Annotated in this window: 19 protein-coding genes and 1 tRNA gene; 6 read left to right on the forward strand and 14 right to left on the reverse strand. The window is 62.9% G+C overall.

Annotated features, from left to right (window positions below):
* Nucleotides 1-117: 117 nt before the first annotated feature.
* The 8 genes from OXH56_08045 to OXH56_08080 form a co-directional block, all read right to left on the reverse strand.
* The gene (locus OXH56_08045; GenBank protein MCY3555258.1) at nt 118-318 is read right to left on the reverse strand and encodes a type II toxin-antitoxin system VapB family antitoxin; all 201 of its coding nucleotides are present in this window, start codon (nt 316-318) and stop codon (nt 118-120) included.
* A gap of 96 nt (nt 319-414) precedes the next feature.
* Nucleotides 415-1,500, reverse strand: a complete 1,086-nt coding sequence (locus OXH56_08050) for a phytanoyl-CoA dioxygenase family protein (GenBank protein MCY3555259.1) — start codon at nt 1,498-1,500, stop codon at nt 415-417.
* A 27-nt stretch (nt 1,501-1,527) separates the two neighbouring features.
* The gene (locus tag OXH56_08055; GenBank protein MCY3555260.1) at nt 1,528-2,316 is read right to left on the reverse strand and encodes a hypothetical protein; all 789 of its coding nucleotides are present in this window, start codon (nt 2,314-2,316) and stop codon (nt 1,528-1,530) included.
* Entirely contained in the window at nt 2,303-3,073 is a 771-nt protein-coding gene (locus OXH56_08060) for a creatininase family protein (protein ID MCY3555261.1), read from the reverse strand. Before OXH56_08060 ends, OXH56_08055 begins: the two co-directional genes overlap by 14 nt.
* 58 nt (nt 3,074-3,131) lie before the next feature.
* On the reverse strand, nt 3,132-4,190 hold the full coding sequence (locus OXH56_08065; GenBank protein ID MCY3555262.1) for a PLP-dependent aspartate aminotransferase family protein: 1,059 nt from the start codon (nt 4,188-4,190) through the stop codon (nt 3,132-3,134).
* A 91-nt stretch (nt 4,191-4,281) separates the two neighbouring features.
* Nucleotides 4,282-5,469, reverse strand: coding sequence for an aminotransferase class V-fold PLP-dependent enzyme (locus tag OXH56_08070; GenBank protein ID MCY3555263.1), 1,188 nt, complete (start codon nt 5,467-5,469; stop codon nt 4,282-4,284).
* A gap of 80 nt (nt 5,470-5,549) precedes the next feature.
* The gene (locus OXH56_08075) at nt 5,550-6,815 is read right to left on the reverse strand and encodes a DegT/DnrJ/EryC1/StrS family aminotransferase (GenBank protein ID MCY3555264.1); all 1,266 of its coding nucleotides are present in this window, start codon (nt 6,813-6,815) and stop codon (nt 5,550-5,552) included.
* A 210-nt stretch (nt 6,816-7,025) separates the two neighbouring features.
* Nucleotides 7,026-8,504, reverse strand: a complete 1,479-nt coding sequence (locus OXH56_08080) for an ADP-ribosylglycohydrolase family protein (GenBank protein MCY3555265.1) — start codon at nt 8,502-8,504, stop codon at nt 7,026-7,028.
* A gap of 300 nt (nt 8,505-8,804) precedes the next feature.
* On the opposite strand from OXH56_08080, the gene OXH56_08085 reads away from it, so the two are divergent.
* From OXH56_08085 to OXH56_08100, 4 genes are all read left to right on the forward strand, one after another.
* Nucleotides 8,805-8,877: transfer RNA gene (locus OXH56_08085), tRNA-Ala, on the forward strand.
* A gap of 134 nt (nt 8,878-9,011) precedes the next feature.
* Nucleotides 9,012-10,886 (forward strand): LysM peptidoglycan-binding domain-containing protein, encoded by a 1,875-nt coding sequence (locus OXH56_08090; GenBank protein MCY3555266.1) that lies wholly within the window; start codon nt 9,012-9,014, stop codon nt 10,884-10,886.
* 114 nt (nt 10,887-11,000) lie between these two features.
* Complete coding sequence (sppA, locus tag OXH56_08095; GenBank protein ID MCY3555267.1) at nt 11,001-11,879, forward strand: signal peptide peptidase SppA; 879 nt, start codon at nt 11,001-11,003, stop codon at nt 11,877-11,879.
* 31 nt (nt 11,880-11,910) lie between these two features.
* The gene (locus OXH56_08100; protein ID MCY3555268.1) at nt 11,911-12,192 is read left to right on the forward strand and encodes an integration host factor subunit beta; all 282 of its coding nucleotides are present in this window, start codon (nt 11,911-11,913) and stop codon (nt 12,190-12,192) included.
* Between the two features lie 212 nt (nt 12,193-12,404).
* On the opposite strand, the gene OXH56_08105 is transcribed toward OXH56_08100, so the two are convergent.
* The 4 genes from OXH56_08105 to OXH56_08120 are packed head-to-tail and all read right to left on the reverse strand — an operon-like array spanning nt 12,405 to nt 17,997.
* On the reverse strand, nt 12,405-14,084 hold the full coding sequence (locus OXH56_08105; GenBank protein ID MCY3555269.1) for a peptide ABC transporter substrate-binding protein: 1,680 nt from the start codon (nt 14,082-14,084) through the stop codon (nt 12,405-12,407).
* Nucleotides 14,081-15,178, reverse strand: coding sequence for a 4-hydroxythreonine-4-phosphate dehydrogenase PdxA (gene pdxA, locus OXH56_08110; protein MCY3555270.1), 1,098 nt, complete (start codon nt 15,176-15,178; stop codon nt 14,081-14,083). The genes OXH56_08105 and pdxA overlap by 4 nt, the downstream gene beginning before the upstream one ends.
* Before the next feature lie 10 nt (nt 15,179-15,188).
* Nucleotides 15,189-16,685, reverse strand: coding sequence for a four-carbon acid sugar kinase family protein (locus OXH56_08115; protein ID MCY3555271.1), 1,497 nt, complete (start codon nt 16,683-16,685; stop codon nt 15,189-15,191).
* Between the two features lie 10 nt (nt 16,686-16,695).
* Nucleotides 16,696-17,997, reverse strand: a complete 1,302-nt coding sequence (locus OXH56_08120; GenBank protein ID MCY3555272.1) for a pyridoxal-phosphate dependent enzyme — start codon at nt 17,995-17,997, stop codon at nt 16,696-16,698.
* 301 nt (nt 17,998-18,298) lie between these two features.
* Between OXH56_08120 and OXH56_08125 the strand changes: the two genes are divergently transcribed.
* Nucleotides 18,299-19,237, forward strand: coding sequence for a dihydrodipicolinate synthase family protein (locus tag OXH56_08125; protein MCY3555273.1), 939 nt, complete (start codon nt 18,299-18,301; stop codon nt 19,235-19,237).
* A gap of 3 nt (nt 19,238-19,240) precedes the next feature.
* Here OXH56_08125 and OXH56_08130 read toward each other — a convergent pair whose 3' ends face one another.
* Nucleotides 19,241-21,037, reverse strand: a complete 1,797-nt coding sequence (locus OXH56_08130; protein MCY3555274.1) for an arylsulfatase — start codon at nt 21,035-21,037, stop codon at nt 19,241-19,243.
* A gap of 124 nt (nt 21,038-21,161) precedes the next feature.
* Between OXH56_08130 and OXH56_08135 the strand changes: the two genes are divergently transcribed.
* Nucleotides 21,162-21,887 (forward strand): glycerophosphodiester phosphodiesterase family protein, encoded by a 726-nt coding sequence (locus OXH56_08135; protein ID MCY3555275.1) that lies wholly within the window; start codon nt 21,162-21,164, stop codon nt 21,885-21,887.
* A gap of 21 nt (nt 21,888-21,908) precedes the next feature.
* Here OXH56_08135 and OXH56_08140 read toward each other — a convergent pair whose 3' ends face one another.
* Nucleotides 21,909-23,075: a phosphoribosylaminoimidazolecarboxamide formyltransferase gene (locus tag OXH56_08140; GenBank protein ID MCY3555276.1), complete on the reverse strand. Its 1,167-nt coding sequence runs from the start codon at nt 23,073-23,075 to the stop codon at nt 21,909-21,911.
* Nucleotides 23,076-23,090 lie beyond the last annotated feature (15 nt).

A 23,090-nucleotide genomic window follows, 5' to 3' on the forward strand; every position in this document is an offset into this window, starting at 1 on the left:
TCCTTGTGAGCAAGATATACGCTATTGCCAGTTACACAAAACATGTTACATACTCTCCCTCTGCTGCCTGATTTCGCCTTAATGCCAGCCACAAGTTACTTGTATCCAAGAACTTAGTCAACGTCGCATCCGCTCACGCTTGTAGTCATACGCTTCATCCCAGTCGAGTTTGCCAAACAGGTCGAGCAGTCGTTCCCGCTCCCGCCGCGCGATGAACTCCTGCAAGGCTTTGTTGACGGTTTCCTTCCTGGTTTTCTCGCCACCGACCTGGAGCGCCTTTTTCAGTAGCTCGGGATCGATTGAAACGTACGTTGCCATTTTGTTGTGTTGTCCTCCACACATGAAACCAAACATGCCTTACGTAATGGTCAGCCCGTACCTGAAATTCCCAATCCAGATTGTTACTCGATAGCCTCACATGATAGCCCGCACCTCATCGGACCAGTCCCGCCAGATATCCATGTTGGTTTCGTCCGTCATGAGCGAGTCCGGCAGGGATTCCGGCGTTTTGAGGAAGCCGTAGATGGTCGCCTGGCGGATGATGTCTGAAGACGTATTCTGTCCGGCGATGTGCAGGATCTTGGTGTGCCACAGGACTGCCGTGCCGGCTGGACCGTGGCAATCGACGGGTCGGGTATCCCGCTTGATGCGCTGGATGACGGGATCGTTGTAGCCGGGTTTGCGTCCCGCCAGGTGTTCGTCCATATGCTTTGCGCCTTCGAGAAAGGCCTGCCACTGTTCGCGCCAGATCCGGCTGTGGCTTCCCGGCCAAACCGTGAAGCCGCCGGAATCGGGCGGCAGGTCGTCGAGATAGGCGGTCACCTGAAACCGGACGCGGCCGTAGCAGGCGCCGTCCGTGTGGGCGCCGCGGTAATCCGGACCGGGAGACGGGCTGCCCGGCAGGGTGCAGTACAGTCCGCGGGTCCCCTGTCCGGTGGACCACACCGGCCCCGTCCTGGGCAGGCGCAGCGCTTCTTCCGTAGTGAATGATCCCTTCTCGGGCCATTTCCCGGTCTCTTCGACCCCGTGGGTGGCCAGCCCGCCCACCACGTCGTCGGACATGAAGCACGGCCCGGTCGTCATGCCGGACTCATCCGCTCCGGCGGGCCAGACTACTGTGCCCTTTCCCAGCAATTGCTCGGCGACCTGCCAAAGGGCCCGGGGGGCCAGGTCGAGCATGAAGGGCTCGGTACCGTTACGGATATAGAAGCGGTGACCTTCGGTGAAGAAATAGGGGTCGCCGCCGATCTCGGGCCGCTTCGCTTTAAGTTGGCCACTTACTTCGTCGTTGAAATGCGCCCAGGTGGAGGGATCGTCGCGCTTCATGGCGGGATGGTGCGTTGTCACCGCATCCCACAGTGCTTCCCTGGCCTGCCGGCATAATTCGGGGTCGAGCACGGCGGGCAGCACGAGGAAACCGTCGCGCTTGAAGCGGGCGATCTGGTCGGTGGTGAGGAGCGGAACCTGCTTCACGCCCGGATTGGCTGGTGTTGGTCGCATAAGGTTTTTTACCTCCATCTACTTCCGTCATCCTCCTGAACCATGCTCTCCTCCACTTTCATCGCCTTCTCCGGCGCTACCGTGTTCACCGCCTCCTTCACCGTCTTCACGGTCTTCACCGCCTCCGTTATGTTCACCATCGCTTTCGCCACTGCTTCCATGCTCACCACCGGCCTCGCCGCCGTCGCCACCCGATCCATGTTCATCACCGCCTTCGCCACTGCTTCCATGCTCGCCTTCCCCTACCTCGGCGTGAGGCGTCCATCCGGTGAACGATTCTTCCGTCGCGGCCAGTGAGACCTCAGCGGTTTCGCCTGGTGCGAGATCGACCGGCATCGTGGGACCAAGTTCCGTACCGTTCGAAAGGTGGACTTCGACTCTGACCCCAGACAGCACGCTTTCCGTGGTATTCTGCACCGTTCCCACAAACGAATTGCTTCTGGCGTCGTAACGCAGGATGAGCCGGGCGCCTTTACGGATGACATCATAGGTCTCGTCCAGGGCTAAGGAAAGCCCCGATTCTTCCCCGTCGTTCGACTCGATCTCCAAGTTTTCGGCCCCGCCGTGCTCTGTACCCGATTCTTCGGACCCGCTGTGGTCCTCGCCGTCGCCCCGGTCGCTTGCGCACCCACTCAGTGCCCCCAGACCTATCATCGCGGCGAACCCTATCGCCGAGGTCCAGGCGATCAGCGTGCCAGTGAATGAACGAACAGTGGGTGCCAGACGCTCAAATACCCCCGTTCGCTCCGAACGCTCCATGTTCGCCATACTCGAAGCGCTTGCCATTCTCGACATGCGTGGTTTATCCATTGTCATTCGTCCTCTCCTCGATCACATGATCCCGCAGCATCGACGTGGCGCCGTCCGGCCGGAACGTACGGGGCTCCAGGTCGATCTCCTCCCCCGCGATCATCTTCCGGAGCAATTCGGCCACGCCGTCCACCGCCACGGGCGCCAGGGCCTCGCCCTTCTCCTTCGTCCCGTATTTGGCGGAACTCTCCATTTCCATGTCGGCTTCGTGCACCCGGTGGGGGAACAGGGCCATGGCCATGGAGGTCTCGTATTCGTCTGCATGGCCCGGCAGCCGGTTGTCGTCCATGTACTGGTAGACGACGTCGGCCGGATAGGTGTCCCAGTAGGAATTGAAACGCACGTTGACACCGAGCCGTTCCCGGAACGCGTCGATCCGGTTCATCATGGGGACTACATTGCCGCCGTGTCCGTTCAGGATGAGGATATTGGTCACGCCGCCCCGCTTGATGGCGTCGCACACGTCGTAGACGTACTCGGTGAAGATCTCCGCGCGCACGGTCAATGTGCCCCTGTGCTCCATCCAGTGCTCCGACACCCCGATGGCGATGGGCGACGCGACCACGACGTGTGGATAGAGCTTCAGCGCCGCGTTTTCCGCCATGTAGGCGACGCTGGCCGTGTCGTGGATCATTTCTAGGTGTTCCAGGTGCTGCTCCGTCGCGGCCGTGGGCACGATGGCCGCCTGGATAGTGCCGCCTTCGATCCCTTCCCTGAACTCCTTACGTGTCAGGTCTCCGATAAAAACACGCTTTCTCGACATGATGCAACTCCTGTGCTATGAGCTGGGTGCGGTGTGCGAATGACCGGATAACGGGATTTTAACGCTCCAGCGCCTGCTCGAGGTCCCGGATGATATCTTCGGCGTCTTCGAGTCCCACGGACATCCTGACGCGTTGGCCCTCGCGGTCTCCGGTGACGAGCGAACCCACGTCGCCCAGGCTCACCCAGGGCCGGCACAGGCGCACGCGGTCGAGGAATCGATCGATGGTTCCCTCGGCAATCTCGAAGCTTACCATCCCTCCGTAGCCTGTCCACTGCGCCCGCGCAACCTCGTGTCCGGGCGTGGAGGGAAGTCCGGGATACCAGGTCCGTCGTACTCGGGGGTGCGACTCCAGGAAGGCCGCCACGGCCCCGGCGTTCTCGACGTGCCGGTCCATGCGGATGGACAGCGTCTTGATCCCCCTGAGCAGGAGGAAGGCGTTTAGCGGGCTGAGTATGCCTCCGTAGGTGTTCCGCGTGCGTTTAACCTCTTCGCCGAGTTCGGGGTCACGGGTCGTTATGATCCCGGCCAGCGCGTCGCCGTGACCGCAGAGGTACTTGGTGGCACTGTGCAGCACTACGTCGGCTCCGAGATCCATCGGCCGGAACAGATGGGGGGACAGGAACGTGTTGTCGATTACGACCTTCGCGCCGGCCGCGTGGGCCTTGCGGATAACCGTGGGCGTGTCGATGATGTCCAGGGTGGGATTGGCCAGCGGTTCGAAGTAGACGACGTCCGTGGGTTTCTCGAGGGCCGTATCGAGCTGTTTCGGATCGCGCATGTCGATGATCTCGACATCGAACCCGAGCCTGGGGAGTTCCTCGGACATGAAGTGCCGGGTCCAGACATAGGTCGTCTGGTGGCTGACGATCCTGGAGCCCGCGCTGATGAGGGTCATCACGGCCTGGGTAACCGACGCCATGCCGCAGGCCGTGGCGATGCTGCGTCCCCCACCTTCCAAGGCGCACATCTTTTCCTCGAATGCCGAGAATGTGGGATTGCTTCCCCGGAGGTAGGCGCCGTCCACCGTGGTTGACTGGTAGATTGGCGTCGCCGACGTGTGCTCCGCCTCGCCCGCGTGGATGGACCGCGTGATGAATCCGTGCTCTTCGTTCATAGTTCTTTCCTTTACAGTCGCCGCTCGATGGACCCGTCCCGGCCGGTCCTCACCCTCGCGGCCTGCTGACCGGCCCGGCTGCGTTGGCCGCCTACAGTCGCCGCTCGATGGCCCGGACCATGCGGTCGATTTCCTCCCGGCTGTTATAGAAGTGGGTGGAAATCCGGAACACGGGCACGTCGTTGATGTGAAAGGCCACGGTCTCGATCTTCTCGTCGTCCCACATTTCCTGTCGGATCTTTTGAAGATCTGCACCCTCGATGGTAAAAGTGGTGATGAACCCGGACATCTCGGGGTCCCGTGGCGTCAGGAAGCGTACACCCCGGATGCGGCCGAGGCGTTCCCGCATGTAGTCGACCAGGCCGCGGCAGTAGGTCCGGATATGATCCCAGCCGATCTCCTGCTGGAAGTCGAGGGCCGTGTCCAATCCGATGAAGGGCGTTTGGTCCCGGGTGCCCATCATGTCGAACCGGCTGGCATTGGGGTTTGGGTGGGCGCTGGATCCCAGGATGAGCGGCTCGACCCGGTCGTGGGCGTCGTCCGATACGAAGAGCATGCCCGTGCCCTTGGGGGAAAGCGTCCACTTGTGGAGGCTGGACGCGTAGAAATGGGGATTCCATGCGTCCAGGTGCAGCGGCACCATGCTCACGGCATGCGCGCCGTCCACGACCACCCAGACGCCGCGGTCCCGTCCGATTTCGGTCAGTTCCTTCACAGGAGTGACCAACCCCGTAGACCAGTACACGTGGCCGAAGACCATGGCCGCCGTTTTTTCGTTCAGTCCGCTTTCAAACACATCAATAATCTGCTGCTGATCGGTGATCTCCATGGGGAGATGCACCCTTCGGACAGTCATGCCGTGCCGCTCGGCCACGTAGTCGAAACAGGCGTTGACCGCACCATACTCCTGGTCCGTCATCAGGATTTCGCCGCCCACCTTCCAGGTCACGCCCTGTGCGAAGACGCTGAGCGCCATGGTGGTGTTCTGGACCAGCGCGATACGCTCCGGCCGCGTGCCGACGAACCTCGCCAGCTTTTCTCGTGATTCTTCGACGATAGGCCAGTACTTCTGCTGGTGCTTCAACGGGTCGCTGTCGAAGGCCCGGATGGCCTCGGTCACGCGGTCCACCACCGGCTTGGGCGACGGACCGACCGAGCCGCCCTGGAGAAAGGCGATATCGGGTTCCAGGTAAAACTGGTCGCGGCGGATCCCCTTCCAGAATGCTTCGTCCGGAGGGGGCAGCGTGTCGGTCTGGACCGGGCCAGTTTCTTTGCTCATTCGGGTTCTCCCGTGGCTGTTACTGGTGCAAGGGCAACGTACAGGACGGCCGCGCGACTTTGCGGAACGCCCGGATCGTCTTACAGGACAGCCCGCGCGACCTTTCGGAACGCCCGGATCACGTCGTCCACGTCTTCATCGGTCAACTGGGCGGGCAGCGGCAAGATGCGTGCCCGGTCGAGCAGATCGTCGCTGCGCGGCAGCATGCCGGCACGGTATTCCATCGGGCTTTCGGCGTTGAACGGGCAGGTCCAGGGGCATCCTGCGGTCGTCACCGGTGCCTTATTCAGAAGGTTGGACATGTACCGGTACTGGTGAATGCCCCCGTGGGGCTCGCCGGCCGGGATGCCTTCCGCCCGTATTGCCGCGGTGAAACGGGCCGCCGCTTCCGCCGAGTCGTGGATCCAGGAGAAATAGGCGCCGCTGTCGCCTTCGGGATCCGCGATTCGTCGAAGCCGGATGCCCGGCGTCTTGCCGAGGGTCTCCCGCAGCCTGACCTGGTGGCGTTGCATGCCCTGCAGGATGGAAGGCAGTTTCTCCAGCTGCACGAGGCCCACCGCGCCGCGGAGTTCGTCCATGCGGACCCCCATGCCGAAGGTCTCGAACGCCGAGTCCTCTCCTGACGAGACGCCTTCGAGATCCCGTTCGAATCCCGTGTCGTGGAAGCAAACCGCCCGGCGGAAGACCTCGTCGTCGTCCGTCGTGACCATCCCGCCTTCGCCGGTGGTGAAGTTCTTGTTGTACTGCAGGCTGGTCGCACCCGCCGTGCCCATGGATCCCACGGGCCGGCCATCAATGCGCGCGCCCGCTGCCTGGGAGCAGTCCTCGAGCACGGGGATCCCATGCCGGTCCGCCACCTCCAGGATGGCGGGCATGTCGGCAACTGTTCCTGCCATGTGTACGGCGATGATAACCCGCGTGCGGGGCGTGATGTGGCGTTCGATGTCGCCGGGGTCGAGGTTCAGCGTCTCGTCGATGTCGGCGAGGACCGGTACGGCGCGCAGATGCACGACCGCGTTGACGTCGGCGATCCACATGAAGGCCGGCATGATGACTTCCGTGCCCGGACCCGCGTCGAGAGCGGCCAGGGCCACGGAAAGCGCCGTGCTCCCGCTGTGGGTGGCGAGGGCGAAACGCGTGCCCACGTACCGGGCGTAGGCCGCTTCGAACCGGTCGACCTTGCCGAGGGGCTCGATGCCGTAGTATCGGAAGGGTGAGCGGGCTTCGATGACTTCAATGGCGGCCCGTTTTTCTTCTTCCCCGTAAACCGCGCCACCGGGGATCAGCGGTGGCCAGTTTTCCGTGCGGACCGGAGTTCCGCCGTCGATTGCCAGGGATTCCGCCATGGTCGTCCTGATTCAACGATCGAGCTTACATCGTAAGTATGCGGAATGGTTGGAATGAGATGCAGGACTATAACAAGGCATGCCGCCCGGTTCAAGTACAATTTACCGTCGTTCGAGGCAGACTGCGAGGGCGGGTAGCAGTCGATTTGGACCGCCCGCCCGCCAGTCTTGCTCCTCGACCGGCCCCGTAACGTCCAGCCGGCCAGCTCGTCAACCAGTCCTGCTCGACAATCGGCCTGCCACGTCCAGCAGGCGATCCTTCCAGGCGACCCGGCCGAGCCAGTCGTCGGGGATGCCGCCAAGACCGTACAGCGCTCCGGCGAGTTGTCCCGTCACCGCGGCGACCGTGTCGGCGTCGTCGGCCAGGTTGGCCGCGACCAGCACGGCGCTGCGGAAATCGGAGGTGCGTGCCACCGACCAGAGGGCGGCTTCCATCGTGCTGGCGACGTAACCGCTCGAGCTGATCTCTTCCCGGGCTTTTCCTCGCCAGCTTCCGGCCAGGATCCGGGAGATCTCCGGCGCCCCGTCGAAGGATCTCGGCGCGAGAAGGTCCGCTTTCGCCTTTCCGGATATGGCATCCGCCAGCAGGGCCGCGAAGCCCCGGCAGGCATCCACCGCGGTTTCGGCTCCGTGCGTCGTCCGGGACTGTTCCGCCGCCGCTGCGTCGAGTATTGCGCGGTCGTCCCAGTAGCGCAGGGCGACGGGCGAAAGCCGCATCAGCGAGCCGTTTCCCGCGGAGTGCGGGTCAGTGGAGCCGGCGAGCGGATCGCCGGTTCGTTCATATCGGGTGAGGGCCGCGCGTGTGGTATTCCCGATGTCGAAGCAATGGCCGGTACAGGAGTATTCCCCTTTTCTCATCCAGCGGACGAACCGGTCCATCAGGTCCCGGACGTCGAGCATCCCGCAATTGGCAAGGCTTTCGGCCAGGGCCAGCGCCATCGTGGTGTCGTCGGTCCATTCGCCGGCGGCCAGACCGAAGGGACCGCCGCCCACCATGTCTTCCATGCGCTGCTGTGCGTCGCGGCGCTCGAACTCGAGCGTCGTGCCGACCGCGTCCCCCACCGCGAGACCCAGGAAGGCGCCGATCGCACGGTCCCGGATGCTTTCCGCGGTCGTCGAGGGCAGCACCGGTACCACCGTCTCGCACTGTTGTACGTGGCGCTCCTGGTCGCGCGTTTCCAGGGCATTCGGCGAACGGGCCTCTCGTACGCGGTCTATCGCATCGTCCGGACGTTCGCCGAACTCCACGAGCAAACGCGCGGCGACGGTCCCCGCACGGCCCAGGCCGCCTTTGCAGTGAACGAGCACGTCGAAGCCGAGCCGCAGGCGGTCCCGGATGGCCGCTCCCGCATGTACCCAGGCCTTTTCGAATTCCGCTCCAGGCGGCTGCCCGTCCGGTATGGGCAGGTGCCACCACTCCATGTGCCGGTCCGCGACCGCCAGGGAAAGGTCCTGCACCTCCAGGTCCCGGATTTCTTCCCTGGTGATCAGGCTGACGACCGCTGTAGCGCCCCACCTGCTGATCCGGTCGAGGTCCGGGTCAAGGTCGCGTTCCCAGTTCCCCGCGAGGCCCCAGGGGTATTTCTTGCCGGGGCACAGGGTGACGCCGATGCGGCCGTAGCCGTCCTTCGGACGTAACGAGTCGACGCGAATGGGGTGGGTCTCGCTTGTTTTTATTGTATTGGACATGTACCGCTTTCCTTTCGGCAATCATCGTGAAGGCGACCGTTTTACGTCTCCCCGTCGCCTGGACGTCCCGACGATAATCCGGCATACCTTCGACCGCAAGAAATATCCGTGTTTCCGATCCTGTTTGCAAACGTATTCAACCACGGCAGCGGCTTAGCAACGTGGTAGTACCCGCGCCCCGCACACGGCACCCATGCCCCGGCGGCATCTGGGCCCACACGGTGCACCTGCGCCCCGGTGTCAGCCACGCAACGTTTCCCTTGACAGCCGCCTTCACCGTTCCTATTTTGTGCGGCGTCAGGGGCTGTAGCTCAGCTGGGAGAGCGCATGAATGGCATTCATGAGGTCAGCGGTTCGATCCCGCTCAGCTCCACTACCCGATGGTGGCGACCTCATCCTTATTTGGCGGTCCCTGGTGGATTGACCGAGGTCCCAGCCAGTCCGGTCGTCGTATCGTTTTGTAGCAATCCATCATAAACAGTCGGTTACTCGTATACAGCGCGCACTATGCTCAGCACCATCTGCACAGTTAATCGCAGTATACCGACCAGCCGTTTACGCACCCTGGGCCGGCTGACGATCTTCCTGTCTTTACTGTGTGCGTCTCCCGCATGGCTTCAGGCGGGCCCCCTACATGCCGACGTTTCACCGACCGACGCTTCTTCACTTTCAGCGTCGGTTTTTGTTTATGTACCGTTCCATTCCCCGGATACGAGCGCGGCTTCGGCCACCGCAGCGGCGACTACCCCGGCCAACACCAACACCCCGTCCACGCCCACGGCCACTGAAGGCAATCAGGGGATCGTCGCGGAAACGGCGAAGGGGGATGAGGGGCTCGCATCCGGTTCCGCCGTCCCGGACGCGGTTTCTGTAGCGGACACCTACCTCGAAGAACAGTCCGGCACCGCCGGTTTTTCCCTGCTCGCCCCCTACCTGGATGAATTCGACCGCGTCGAGGCCCCCGAACCTCCGTGGCCCGATTTCGGCCGTTTCGACGTTCCCATCAGCTACAACGACCGGGTGAAAACGGCAATCCACGTCCTGCGGGGCGACGCTTCCGGTGTTTTCGCCGAATGGCTGGGCCGGACCAACCGCTACCGGGCCATGATCCAGTCGATACTCTCCAGGTCCGGATTGCCCGGCGACCTGGTCTACGTCGCCATGGTCGAAAGCGGCTTCGATCCCCGGGCGCGCTCCCGGGAAGGCGGGGCGGGCCTGTGGCAACTTTCTCCGGCGGACGCGGCACGCTACGGACTGACCCGGAACGATGAGATCGACGAGCGTTACGACCCGGAGAAGTCCACACGGGCGGCGGCGGCGAGGTTCAAGGACCTCTACCTGGAGCTGGGCAGTTGGGACCTCGTCCTGGCGGCCCATCATGCCGGGTCCGAACCCGTGCAGCGGGCGGGGAGCCTGAGTCTCTGGAACATGAGGCTGCCCGGCCGATCGATCCCCTTCGTCGCCTTCGTCATGGCATCGGCCATTATCTCCAAGTCGCCCGAAGTATACGGATTCGAACCCCTGGGCGGCCTTCCGGTGATCCACGAGGCCGTACCGGTGCAGCGTGCGATGTTACTGGAAGAAGTGGCAGAGGGTTTGAAGATCCAGGTCGAGAAGCTCCGAGAGCTGAATCCGGAATTGCGGCGCTGGAAGGCCGTGCCCGGATTCGATCTCAACGTGCCGCTGGGCACCAGGCGTACCTACGCCGCGTGGGCCGGCATCGAACCGCCCGGACCGGATCCATCCGAGATGACGTTTTACCGGGTCCGGCGCGGAGACACCCTGGGGCGGATTTCCCGCCGGTTCGGCGTGCGCACGGGGGATATCATCACCGAGAACAACATTCGACGCCCGAACCGGTTGCGGATCGGCCAGGTACTCGCCATACCTCTTTTCGGCTCATCGATCCGTTCGTCGAATCAGTCGATTGCCAATCGGAGGCCCAGAGACGTGCCGCCGCCCGATCCCGCGACCCATCAGGCCATCTCCTACCGGATCAGACGGGGCGATACGCTGGCGCGCATCAGCAGGAGATACGGCGTTTCGATGGCCAACCTGCAGGACTGGAACAAGCTGAACAATCCGGGAGACATCATCGCGGGCCGCAGCCTGACCATCTACGTTCCGCGCCCGAGCGGCACCGCGGGCGGCGGTTCGACGCAGACCGGCACGCCCGGGACGGGAAGCGGACCGAACCGCGGAGAGGGCGGAGCTGCGGCATCCGGTGCCATCATCTACACCGTAAAACCGGGTGACACCCTCTGGGATATAGCACGGGCCCACAATGTGACCGTGAGCGCACTGCGCAGGACGAACGGATTGGGCAGGCGCACCGCCATACATCCCGGAGACCGGCTTCGCATCGACCCTTCCGACTCCTAAAAGTCATTGACATTCTTATACTAACGTGATATTTTGGTCACGAATATTCGGGTCCGGAGGCGGTCCCGGATTGAACCCGATTTCGAATGTGACGCGGGATAGCGGAGCGTTGCCATGGCGCGAAAATCAGACTGGATTATCGGCGGCCTGCTCGGTGGCGGTGTGCTGGTTATCGTCATCGTCATGTTACTGCTTGTTGCCGGACCCATGCTGAGCAGCGACAGTTCCCTTTCCGGTATGGGCGGCGGCCGGGTCGCGCTGGTCGAAGTCCGAGGTACGATTACCCGGGGTGATGACACGGTCAGGCAGATCGTCAAGCACCGCGAGGACGATTCCGTGCGGGCCATCGTGCTACGCATCGACAGTCCCGGCGGCGCCGTAGCCCCCACGCAGGAGATCTTCGACGAACTGCGCAAGACCCGGGAAGCGGGCAAGATCATCGTGGCGTCCATGGGCAGCATAGCGGCATCGGGCGGATACTACATCGCCTGCGCAGCCGACTCCATCGTCGCCAACCCCGGCACGATCACAGGAAGCATCGGCGTGATCACCGTCGCACCGAACGCGGAAGATCTGCTCGAAAAGATCGGCATCGACTGGCAAGTCGTCAAAAGCGGCCGGCACAAGGACATAGGTTCGCTGAACCGCAGCATGACCGACGAGGAAATGGGGATCGTGCAGTCCGTAGTCGACGACGTATACGACCAGTTTGTCGGCGCGGTGGCCAGTTACAGGCCGCTTTCCCGCGAAGAGGTGGTCGAACGGGCGGACGGTCGGATATACACCGGAAACCAGGCACTGCCCCTGGGTCTCGTGGACCGCCTGGGTACCTACCAGGACGCGATCGCCCTGGCCGGCAGGATGTCCGGTCTATCGGAAAAGCCCAATGTGGTGCGGGAACGGCCCAAGACGTTTTTCGAACTGTTGTTGGATAACATGGAGACGATGACCGGTCTGTATTCACCGGGCATCGTCGAATACCGGTATCGATAATGCGGCAACATCTACGATCAAGGAGATTGGTATGACTAAGGCCGATATCGTGGCTCGCATCGCACAATCCACCGGGATGACCAAGGTGGACACCGCGGAAGTGCTGAACGCGTTGCTGGATTCGATCTCATCCGCGCTGGGCAGGGGCGAGAAGATCGAACTGCGTGGATTCGGCATCTTCAAGGTGAAGGAAAGGAAGGCGCGCGTCGCCCGCAATCCGAAAACCGGAACCGGGATCCGGATTCCACCGTGCGTGGTGCCGGTTTTCAAACCGTCAGACCATCTGAAAAACCGAGTACAGAAGGAAAACTAACCCAAGGGAGACAGACGTGCCGAGTGGTAAGAAACGCAAGCGGTCGAAGATCGCTACCCATAAGCGCAAGAAGCGCTTGCGGGCCGACAGGCATAAGAAGAAGTAAGATCGGCGGTCAACCGGCGGCCAGACGGCTGCCTTCGAGCCTTTGAAAGCAGCGGGTGTCCTCCTCGGGACGCTCCGCCGGTCCTGCGCCGTCCTGCCCCGAAGTCCTACCTCGCACCGGAAAAATCCTCGCCGATATAGAGATCCGTGAAGATCACGGTCTTGCCGCCGAATCGGTTGGTTTTGAGTCCCCTGAGCCACGGCTTGAAGAGGTGGTTCGCCATGGGATGGAAGACGAAGGCGGCCCCCGCCTCCTCGACCAGAATGCGTTCGGCCCGGCGGATGATTTCCGTCCGCCGTTCAGGATCCAGTTCCTGGTCCGCCGCGTCCAGCAACGCCTCGAATTCCGTGTGTTCGAAATCGTGGCGGCTGCGCCCGCGCGTTCCGGGGCGCCAGATCATGTCCAGCATGTTCTTGGGATCCCGGTAGTCCCCGAAGAAAGGTACCATCCCCAGGTCGATGTTCCAGTTGAACATGTAGTTGGTGAATACCGGGTAATCGGCGCTGCGGAACGTAATGCCGATGCCCAGGTGCTCCCGCAGCATGCCCTGGATCACCTCGGCAACCATCCGGATATCGGGTCTCGGCTGCCTCAGCCACATCTCCATCACCGGGAATCCGCGGCCTCCCGGATAACCCGCCTCTGCCAGCAACTTCCGCGCCTCTTCGGGATCGAAATCCTGGTAGGCTTTGTAGTCGTCATGGGCGTCGAAGGTGACCGGCAGCATGGAATAGGCGGGAACGGCGGCGCCGTGAAGGACTACGCGGCAGATCGTTTCCCGGTCGATGGCCCGGGCGATGGCGCGCCGGACCCGGGCGTCGTCAAAGGGCGGATTCCGTGTATTGAAGAAGATGTACCAGGTGCCGTCGGTCGGGTTGGAAACGAGTTCCGAGCTCAGTTCGGGATCGCGCTGTACACGGATCAACTCGTTGGCCTGTACCTCGGCGAATCCCACCTCGTCGTTTTCGTAGGGGAGCAGGTTGGCCGTGGACGGATGGCGGAAGACGCGGTGTATCTTGTCCACGTAACCCTTGATGGGGCCATCGTAATAGGGATTGAGCTCGAAATCCATGTGGCTGCCGTGCTTCCATTCCGTCAGCATGTAGCTCGAATTGGTCACGCAGTTCCCTTCTTCGGTCCACCGGGGTCCGTGCTTCTCCACCTGCCACCGGGGCACCGGCATGGAGGTGGGGACGGAGAGAATGAGTCCCAGGTACGGCGCAGGATGGGTGGTTTCGAAGGTCAGCGTATGGTCGTCGACGGCCCTGACGCCCAGCATTTCCGGGTCGGCGTTCTGGGTCTGGCTGTAGGTCGTCGCACCCACGATGTCGCTGTAGAACGCGGCGTATGGATTGGCCGTCTCGTAGGATAGGGACCTGCGGAAGGTATAGACGAAGTCGTGGGCGGTGACGGGCCGGCCGTCGCTCCACCTCCCTGTTTTGCGCAGATAGAAGGTCCAGGTCTTGCCGTCGGGGGAGACCTCCCAGCGATCGGCCGCCGCCGGAATGAGATCACCGTTTTCGTCCTTGGCGACCAGGGTCTCGAAAAGGAACTCGTTCCACTGCCCCACGTAGAGGTTGACGCTGACGTCCAGGCTCCGGGGCTCGTCCCGCATGAACCGGTAGGTCTGGAATTCCAGCGGCGCCGCATCGGGCGGCATCCGCTTGCCGATGGCGTTATAAATGGGGTCTGTGTCCTGAGGGCTCAGCGGAACGGCTTCGGCCAGAAGCATGCCCGCGCATACCAGCAGGGAGGTTGCCAGGATGGCCCGCAGTTTCGAATTCATGACGTGGCCTGTGCTCCTTTTCCATCTCCAATGGACCACTGTTCGCCGACAAGCGACACGGCCATCCGAAGCGCCTCGCCCAGGTTGCCCTCGTCGGCAATGCCCTTGCCGGCGATATCGAAGGCCGTGCCGTGATCCACGGAGGTTCGGATGATCGGCAGGCCGAGGGTCACGTTCACGGTCCGGTCGAAGGCGATCGCCTTGACCGGGATGTGTCCCTGGTCGTGATACATGCCGATGATCCCGTCGAAGTCGCCCTTCCGGGCCCGCATGAACACGGTGTCCGGCGGCAGGGGACCCGTGATCCGCCAACCCCGGACGCCGGCTTTCTCACACGCTTTTTCGATGGCGGGCGCGATGATGCGGATCTCCTCGTCCCCGAAGAGACCGCCCTCGCCCGCGTGGGGATTCAGTCCGCATACGGCGATACGGGGCGCCGCTACGCCCATGCCGGCGAGCGCGTTGCCGACCAGGTCCAGGGTGATGAGAATTTCATCTTCGGACAGGCGGTCTATGGCGTCTCTCAGGGAGACGTGGGTCGTCGCGTGGGAGACCAGGATCCCGTCGAAGGCCAGCGCGAGCCGGAATCGCGTCGTTTCCGTGATTTCGGCCAGCAGTTCGGTGTGGCCGGCGTAGGCGTATCCGGCATGGCCCATGGCTTCCTTGTTGATCGGCGCGGTGACCAAGGCGGCAATGTCTCCGTCCATCGCCATTCGGGCGGCCCGCTTGACAGATTCCGCAGCAAGCAGACCGGCTTCGGACTGCACACGACCTGGCACCAGGCTATCGATTACCACTTCCGCTTCCTGCGCATTCATGACATCAATCGCGCCGTGACGGAACAGGCCGGCCTCGGGATGTTCGATCGAATGGATATCGAGGCATGGGACGGTCCGGCCGCCCTGGGCTTCGTCATCATCGGAACCGCCGGTTCGGACCAGCGGCAGCGCCCGGTGGATGACTTCGTCATGCCCGATGACCAGCGGCCGGCACAGTTCGTAGATCCATTCCTGCGACAGGATCTTCACGATGATCTCCGGCCCCACGCCGTTCGGATCGCCCAGGGTAATGCCGATGACCGGACGTTCATCCATACCGCTTCCTTTACGTTTTGCCAGGCGCACGTTTGCGAACTGGTCCGGTGGTGCCAACCAGGGTGTCCCCGACCTCGGTGTCCCCGGTCCCGGTGTCCCCGATCTCGGTATCCCCGGTCCCGGTGTCCCCGGCCGTGGTGCCGACAGCGCGCGGGGAAAGGCGTTCCACGGACTTCACCAGCGTATGACCGTCGCCGAAGGATCCGGGCTTGATGACCAACCCCATGCCGTCATAGGGGCCGCCCGCAACAACAGCCCGGCCAATTCCAGTGTCGATTTCCTCGCGTATCCATGCGCCATCGGCATGCAATTCCTGAAAGACGCTTCCGGCGGTCTCCCCGCCCGTGAGTACGATGCCGCCCGGGTCCACTGCCGCGAACAGACGGCGGGCGACAATGCCCAGATGCTTGATGACCACCGAAGCGGGATCGCGTCCGCCCGCCTTCTCCGTCAGGCGTTCAAGCCACGCCTGTAGCTGAGGCCGATCGGGCCGTTCCGGTGTCACAATCGCGTTCCGCCCAGCTGCCATGGCCTCCACGACGCATGTGGTCAGTATATCCACCTCGCCCACCCGTTTCCGCTCATCCACGATTGACAGCGGATCGAAGGGGCAGATGGCGATCGATTTTCGTCCCTTGGCTTCCTCGACCTGGCGGACGGTCGTGTCGTGCAGACTGCAGGCGAAGACGAGCACGGGACCGACCTGCAGTGGCGGCGCGTGTGCGGCGACTCGCGGCTTGCTGGATGATGGCCACAGTGTCCGGGAAGAGGGGTCCTGAGGCTTCCACGTAAGCGCCAACCGTTCCGCGAGGGCGCGGGCCATGCCGCCGGAACCGCAGAGCAGCGTAGAAGCCGCCACGGACGCTTCGCGATCCTCGAAAACCGCGTCCAGCAGCCCATCCCATCTCATTGGGTCCGCCATATCCACCACCACTGTAGTTCCCGGCGCAGCCTTGATATCGTCAAGCGCCCCTCTGATTGCTGCCGCACCGCCACGTACGGTTTTCAAATCGATGTGGGCCGTCGCCCTGCCGGTACCATGGTTCAGGAGATCCGGGATGAATGCATGTCGCGGCGGGATGTCAGGGCCCGCCATGTCCCGGCCCTGTAATGGGATGCCATGAAGCAGTTGATAGCCGGCCACCGTCGTCCGTCCCATTTCAGGGTAGGCCGGTGCGCATACCACCAGGCTGAAGTCCATCAGGTCGCAGACGAGGTCGATTTCGAAGCCTGCATGTCCCCTGAGCGTCGAGTCGATCTTCTTGTAAATCAACGAACCCGACCGGGCCCGTATCGCCTCGCAGGCCGCCCCCACGCGATCGGCGGCTTCCGCCTCGCTGCAGGATCGGGTGTCCGTGTTCAGCACGACCAGGTCTGCCGCATCGAATCGATCCAGCCGGTCCGGACCGCTAGGCACGGCCACGGCGAAGCCCCGTTTCGCGAAGGGGACCGCCACGTCGTGAGCGCCGGCGAGGTCGTCGGCGAGGATATACATGGGCGTAGTCATGGTGGTACTTTCAGGCTGCACCGCCGGCGAGGCCGGCCCGCGCTACGATCTCTTCCCAGGCGGGCTCGACCGGCGCGTCTTGGTCTGCCAGCTCGGCCATGACCTCCGGCCACTTGGCGCCCGATCCGGTGACCAGGCACACGACGGTTTCATCCGAAGCGAGCCGACCTGTCCGGGCGGCCTTGATCGCCCCGGCGACGGACGCGGCCGATGACGGCTCGACCAGGTAGCCGCTCCGCGCGAGCAGGCGTACCGCCTCGATGATCTCGTCCTCGGTCACGTCGGTCGCGTCACCGCCGGAGTCGTAGATGGCCCCCAGTGCCAGGGGTCCCCCGGTGTCGTCGCGGATAGACAGCGCGATGGAACTAGGATCGGGGTGGACGATCACGTCGCCGCGTCCCTGTTGGAACGACTGCACGTAAGGATTGCATCCCGCCGGCTGCACACCATGCATGACCGGATGCCGATCGACGAGGTCCAGCGCGCGCAGCTCGTTGAATCCCTTCCACGGACCGAACAGCGCGTCGCCCGCGGCGATGGGGCAGAACATCCGATCGGGGATCCGGCCGCCGAGCTGCACGAAGATCTCGAAGGCGATGGTCTTGTAGCCCTCGATGCCGAAGGGCGTTCCCGTGGGCATGGGCGTCATGGTCGTCGAAGGATAGAAGCCATGGTCCCGGATCAGCGTGTCCAGGTACTGAAAGCGGTCTTCCAGCACGAAGGCGTGGCCGCCGTACAGGGCGATCATGTCCCGCTGCAGCATGGATGATTCGGGATGGCAGAGGATGATGCAGGAGTCCATCTCCGCGGCGGCGCAATAGGCCGCGGCCGAGGCGCCGTGATTGCCCGTGGTACTGGCCGTGACCCGGCTGTAGCCCAGGGATCGCGCCATGGAGACCGAGGACGCGTGGAACCGGTCCTTGAAGGCCCAGGTGGGATTGGTCGTCTCGTTCTTGATGTACAGGTTCGATAAACCGGCAGCCTCGCACACCGCCCGGGGCCGCACGAGGGCCGTGTTACCTTCGCCCAGGGAGATCTGCGCCGCCGGATCCGGCAGCGGCAGCAGGGCGTCGAATCGCCAGATACCATGACCGCCCCGGCCCCAGTCCTCCACGTTCAGTTCGGACGCGATCGCCGGGTAGTCGTATGCCACGGTCAGCGCAGCCGCGCCGGCCCCTGCCTCGTCCGCTTCGCCCCCTGCCTCGTCCGCGCCGCTCCCTGCCTCTTCTACGCAAGCGGGACAGCCGAAGAACATCGGCGCCAGAGGATATTGGGCATTACACCGGGTACAGGTGAGGCCGAGAACGGACATGGTTTTCTTTCGGGAGTTGAACCGGAATATACCGGCTTTCCTGACTATGGAAGGGGATGGCAATTCGTGTGCGTTTACCAGGATCGCTACTCGGAAATATACCTTTGGGACCGGGGGGTGTAAAGGACTACAGAGTGCGTCGCATCATACGTCTCAGTGGTCGTCTCCCACGCCTATTGCCCGACGTGACCCTACGTGACCCGGTTATTCTTGACACGGAAGACGGCACAACGATATGATCCGTAGCCGAACGTATTACGCGGAAATCCAGGACAGACTCAAACCCACAGGAAGCGACACCATGTCAACCCGACTGCTGCCCCGCGGACTCTGGCCGGTGATGCTCAACGCCTTTCACGAGGACGGGACCATCGACTGGCACGGCGTGGACGCCCTGACCGACTGGTACATCGAGAGAGGATCGGCGGGCCTCTTTGCCTGCTGCGGCTCCAGCGAGATGTTTCACCTTGATGACGTGGAGCGCCTGGCCGTAGCGCAACGCGTCGTAAGCCGGGCTGCCGGCGAGGTACCCGTAGTCGCCACCGGCACTTTCGGCGGTCCCATTGAGCACCAGGCCAGGTTTGTCAGGCATTTGGCTGATATGGGCGTGGACGCGGTGGTCGTCATCGTTTGCCTGATGGCCGAAAGGAGCGAGGGAGAGGAAGTGCTGAAGCAGAACATGGAACGACTGCTCGAGTTGACCGATCCCGTTCCCCTGGGGCTCTACGAATGCCCTACGCCCTATCACCGGAAACTGTCGCCCGGACTGTTCGGGCATCTCGGCGCTACCGGAAGGTTCCTATACCACAAGGATACGGTCTGCGACATCGATCTGCTCCACCGGAAGATCGACGCCGTGCGCGACACCCCGCTGGGGGTCTACAACGCCCACTTCGAAACGGGACTCGCGGGGCTTCGCTACGGGGCCGCCGGGATTTCTCCCGTTGCCGGCAATGTATTCCCCGAGCTGTTTGCCTGGTTGTGTACCGAGTATGACGAACAGCCGGAAACTGCGGAGGAGGTGCAGCGGATGATGACGTCCCTGGCGCCGGTCGTTAACAACAAGTACCTCGTCACCTGCAAACGGTACCTGCAGCGTATCGGACTGCCCATCACGACGCGTTGCCGTTCAACGGACGCCAGGCTGACTGCCTTCGACGAGGGGCTGATCGATGGATTGCAGACTTCGGTCGAGCGATTCGGCGAAGCCCTGGGCATCAGCCGGACGGTACCGGCCTGATCATCATACCGCCTCGTTCAGCCGCTCGATGTCCACGTAGTATGCCCCCTGTATATCGCCTTCCTCATCGATGAAAGAAGCATGCAGGAGCGTTGTTCCCGTGCTGCAGACCGCGAGGGTGAACTCGGCGGTCTTATCGCCGGACTCCAGGGGTTCGCTCCGTTCCTCGTCGAAGAGCGACAGGCGGGCTTCGACCGGCCGGATCGCCTCGGAGCGGGCATCCTCCGGGGCGTAGATGAGGGTCCTTGCCTCGTCGGGCGGGATGATTCCGTCGATGGCCAGGTCACGTTCGGCGGGCCAGCGGCGCAGGGAGAACCTGTAACGGCCGGGCCGCGCAATTTCGACGGCCCAGGTACCGGTGCTTTCCTTGGCCTGGGTGATGTGGGTCTGGTGCCAGGCCACGTCCCCCAGCACGTCCATGGCGCAGAGGCGCGCGGGATTCTCGGCCGGATCGCCGAGTGTGATGGGACAGTATGTTTCGAGTCCGGGTGAAATCTCGTCCCACCAGGCGTCATGGGCGCCGCGCAGCCGTTTCACCTCGCCCGGATGGTCGGCGGCCACGTCCTGGCGCTGTCCCGGATCGGCCTCGATGTCGTACAGTTCTTTGCCCCGCACCAGCCGCCAGCGGCGCGTCATCACGGCATTGGTCCATTTCTCCGGCGGCACGGTATCCTGGCGATACTGAAGGAAATGGACCCGGTCACCGGGCAGACGCTCCTGGCCGCCATGCAGCAGCGGTGCAATGCTTTGTCCATCGAAGTCTACGTCAGGGGCGTCGAGACCGCAAAGGTCGATGAAAGTCGGCAGCACGTCGATATGTAGACTCATTTCGTCGACGTCCCGTCCGCCTCCACGGCCGCCCCCAAGACCGCCGCCGGGCCAGCGGAGGAAGAAGGGCACGCGGTGACCGCCGTCATAGTAGGACCCCTTCTTTCCCCGCATCCCCGCGTTGTATCCCCGCATCACGTGTTGGTTCTCATCGAGTTCGCTTCCACCGGAACTCCCGTTGTCGGTCATGAAGACCAGGATGGTGTTTTCCTCCAGGTCCCGTTCGGCGAGCGTCCTTCTCAGGCGCCCGAAGTTCTCATCGATATTCGCAATCATGCCGCAGAATTCAGGTTCCGGCACATCCGGGTTGCCGCGGTAGGGCCGGGCGTATTCTTCGGACACGAGATAAGGGGAGTGCGGGGCGTTTGTGGAGAGATAGACGAAGAACGGCGCGTCTGATCCGGCTTCACCGCCCCCGGCCTCACCACCCCCGGACTGACCGGCCGCGCACCCTTCGATGAATTGGATCGCCTCGTCGAACCACACGTCCGTGCAGTATCCCGCGTGCTCCACGGGCGCGCCGTTGTGGAAATAGGTATCGTCGAAGTAGTTGTTTCCCCAGAAATCGGGGGACTGTCCCACACCACCGCCCTTGTGGGCTACAACGTGCTGGAATCCGCGGTCCTGGGGCCGGTAGGGGTAGTTGTCCCCCAGGTGCCATTTGCCGAACATGGCGGTGCGGTAGCCGGCCGCGCCAAAGACGTCCGCCATGGTCGTCTCCGACTTACACAGGATGGAACGGCCCCAGCAGGTCGCCCAGGCGCCGTTGCGCACGGGCCGCCGGCCGGTCATCAGGGCGCCGCGCGTCGGTGTGCAGAGGGGCGACACGTGGAAGTCGGTCAGGCGGACCGCGTCATCGTGAAAGGCGTCGATACGGGGTGTCTTCAACCACGGATGCCCGGTGCATCCCAGGTCGCCGTAGCCCTGGTCGTCCGTAATGACCAGGATGACGTTGGGTCTTTTGTCGCTCATCCTGTCTTCTGCTCCTTAGCGTTACGAAAGCGTTGTGATACAACAGATTTGATCACTAATATAACAGGGCTCCCTGATCACTGTTATTTAACTATACCTGCGTCGATAGGCTAAGGAATAACACGTGGTTGCCAATGTCGCCCATCGCGGCGCGTCGGGAAACAACCCAGAAAACACGTTACGCGCGTTTGAGATGGCGCTGGAAATCGGCGTGGATGAGATTGAGCTCGATCTCCGTTCTACCAGGGACGGGCATCTCGTCGTCATGCACGATGCCACCGTGGACCGAACGACCGACGGTACGGGCGCGATTGGCGATCTCACGCTGGCCGAGATCCGGGCGCTCGACGCCGGAAGGGTGTTTGGCGATCGGTTTCGGGGCGAACGCGTTCCGACCTGGGAGGAAGCGCTGGACCTCGTTCAGGGTAAAGTGAGGCTCAATGTACACCTGAAAGAGGGTGGAAACCCGGATGGCGAATTTGAACGCAAGGTAGCGAAAGCGCTGTGCGCGTTCCGAATGATCGACCATTCCATTCTGGCATGCAATGATGAGAGCGTGGCGATATTCGCCGAGGTCGACCCGCGAATAGCTTGCCGGATCTTTCCGAACAACCGCTCCTCCGAGGAATACATTCGGTCATCATCGGAGATGGGGCTTAGGACGACGCAGCCTGGAAGGGACATGACCACGCCAGAATTCGTTAAGAAGGCGCACGAGTCAGGACTGGGTGTACATGTATTCTACGCGGATACCCACGAAGACATGCGGACATATATCGGAATGGGCGTGGACGGAATCCTGACCAACTATCCGGAACGGATGAACGCGGTGATCGCGGAAACCGTGTAACGGGAACGATCGGCGTCCGTGCTAGTGCACAAACAGTCGCAGGCCTGTGTGGGCCATGACCATGCCGTATTCGTCGGCCGCTTCCGTCACGCCCTGGTCTGCCGCAGAGCCACCCGTCTGGGCCACGTACCGCACGTTGCTTCGTCCCGCCCGGTCGATGTTGTCGCGGAAGGGGATGAAGGCGTCGGATGAGAGGCAGATCCCCTCGAATCGGGAAACATAATCCCGCCGTTCTTCCGGCGAGATCGGCACGGGGCGTTCATTGAGATCACCCAGCATGCGAGCCTCTTCCGTGCCGGAAAGATGCTCCCACAGGAGATACTGGTCGACGAGATTCGTCTTCTCGGTGCGTTTGAGCCCTTCGCGGAACGGGAGGTCCAGCGTCCGGGGATGCTGTTGCAGGAACCACTTGTCGGCCTTGTCGCAGGCCAGCCGGGTGCAGTGGATGCGCGACTGCTGGCCCGCGCCCATGCCGATCACCTGGCCGTCGTAGGCCACGCAAACGGAGTTGGACTGGGTATACTTGAGGGCGATCGTCGCCACGATGAGGGTGTCGAGTGCGGATTCCGGCAGGTCCCGGTTATCCGTGACGAGGTTGGAAAAGGTCTGCCGCGTGATGGCCGCGTCGTTGCGGGGTTGTTCCAACTCAAGGCCGAACAGCGTTCTTTGCTCGACCGCGGGTGGTTCGAAGTCCGCATCGATTTCCAGGACGAGGTATCCGCCGCCTTTCTTTGCACGGAGGACTTCCAGCGCGTCCGGTTCGTATCCAGGCGCGATGATCAGGTCCGACACTTCCCGTCTGAGCACGTTGGCCAGGGACCGGTCCACCACCTCGCTCACGGCCGCCGCGTCCCCGAAGGAGCACATGCGGTCGCCACCACGGGCACGGATGTAAGCGGCTGCACCGGGCGAATACGCCTTCGCTGTCAGGAACTGCGAGGCCAGGTACGTTTCACCGAGTTCAGCGGTGATCGCCGCCCCGGCAGGACTGGCGTGCTTGAAGGACGCCGCTCCGGCTAACCCGGTAGCCTGTTTCAGTTCCCGTGCCAGTTGCCATGCGCCCATGGCGTCGATGATATTGACGTAGCCCGGCGTTCCGTTGAGCACGCGCAGCGGTGATTCGGGCGGCAAGGTCACCCTGGCAGGATGTTGATGGGGATTGAGTCCGTATTTAAGTGATATGTCCATTTGCGCGGACAATAT

The sequence above is a fragment of the Gemmatimonadota bacterium genome, from assembly GCA_026702745.1.
In the GTDB taxonomy this organism is placed as follows: Bacteria; JAAXHH01; JAAXHH01; order JAAXHH01; family JAAXHH01; genus JAAXHH01.

What these genes read in the sequence shown, in the direction of transcription:
- OXH56_08070 (MCY3555263.1), bottom strand. Translation starts at nt 5,469, where the DNA reads ATGAGCAAAGAAACTGGCCCGGTCCAGACCGACACGCTGCCCCCTCCG.
- sppA (MCY3555267.1), top strand. Translation starts at nt 11,001, where the DNA reads ATGGCGCGAAAATCAGACTGGATTATCGGCGGCCTGCTCGGTGGCGGT.
- OXH56_08080 (MCY3555265.1), bottom strand. Translation starts at nt 8,504, where the DNA reads ATGTCCAATACAATAAAAACAAGCGAGACCCACCCCATTCGCGTCGAC.
- OXH56_08055 (MCY3555260.1), bottom strand. Translation starts at nt 2,316, where the DNA reads ATGACAATGGATAAACCACGCATGTCGAGAATGGCAAGCGCTTCGAGT.
- OXH56_08090 (MCY3555266.1), top strand. Translation starts at nt 9,012, where the DNA reads ATGCTCAGCACCATCTGCACAGTTAATCGCAGTATACCGACCAGCCGT.
- OXH56_08045 (MCY3555258.1), bottom strand. Translation starts at nt 318, where the DNA reads ATGGCAACGTACGTTTCAATCGATCCCGAGCTACTGAAAAAGGCGCTC.
- OXH56_08105 (MCY3555269.1), bottom strand. Translation starts at nt 14,084, where the DNA reads ATGAATTCGAAACTGCGGGCCATCCTGGCAACCTCCCTGCTGGTATGC.
- pdxA (MCY3555270.1), bottom strand. Translation starts at nt 15,178, where the DNA reads ATGGATGAACGTCCGGTCATCGGCATTACCCTGGGCGATCCGAACGGC.
- OXH56_08075 (MCY3555264.1), bottom strand. Translation starts at nt 6,815, where the DNA reads ATGGCGGAATCCCTGGCAATCGACGGCGGAACTCCGGTCCGCACGGAA.
- OXH56_08060 (MCY3555261.1), bottom strand. Translation starts at nt 3,073, where the DNA reads ATGTCGAGAAAGCGTGTTTTTATCGGAGACCTGACACGTAAGGAGTTC.
- OXH56_08065 (MCY3555262.1), bottom strand. Translation starts at nt 4,190, where the DNA reads ATGAACGAAGAGCACGGATTCATCACGCGGTCCATCCACGCGGGCGAG.
- OXH56_08120 (MCY3555272.1), bottom strand. Translation starts at nt 17,997, where the DNA reads ATGTCCGTTCTCGGCCTCACCTGTACCCGGTGTAATGCCCAATATCCT.
- OXH56_08115 (MCY3555271.1), bottom strand. Translation starts at nt 16,685, where the DNA reads ATGACTACGCCCATGTATATCCTCGCCGACGACCTCGCCGGCGCTCAC.
- OXH56_08130 (MCY3555274.1), bottom strand. Translation starts at nt 21,037, where the DNA reads ATGAGCGACAAAAGACCCAACGTCATCCTGGTCATTACGGACGACCAG.
- OXH56_08125 (MCY3555273.1), top strand. Translation starts at nt 18,299, where the DNA reads ATGTCAACCCGACTGCTGCCCCGCGGACTCTGGCCGGTGATGCTCAAC.
- OXH56_08140 (MCY3555276.1), bottom strand. Translation starts at nt 23,075, where the DNA reads ATGGACATATCACTTAAATACGGACTCAATCCCCATCAACATCCTGCC.
- OXH56_08100 (MCY3555268.1), top strand. Translation starts at nt 11,911, where the DNA reads ATGACTAAGGCCGATATCGTGGCTCGCATCGCACAATCCACCGGGATG.
- OXH56_08050 (MCY3555259.1), bottom strand. Translation starts at nt 1,500, where the DNA reads ATGCGACCAACACCAGCCAATCCGGGCGTGAAGCAGGTTCCGCTCCTC.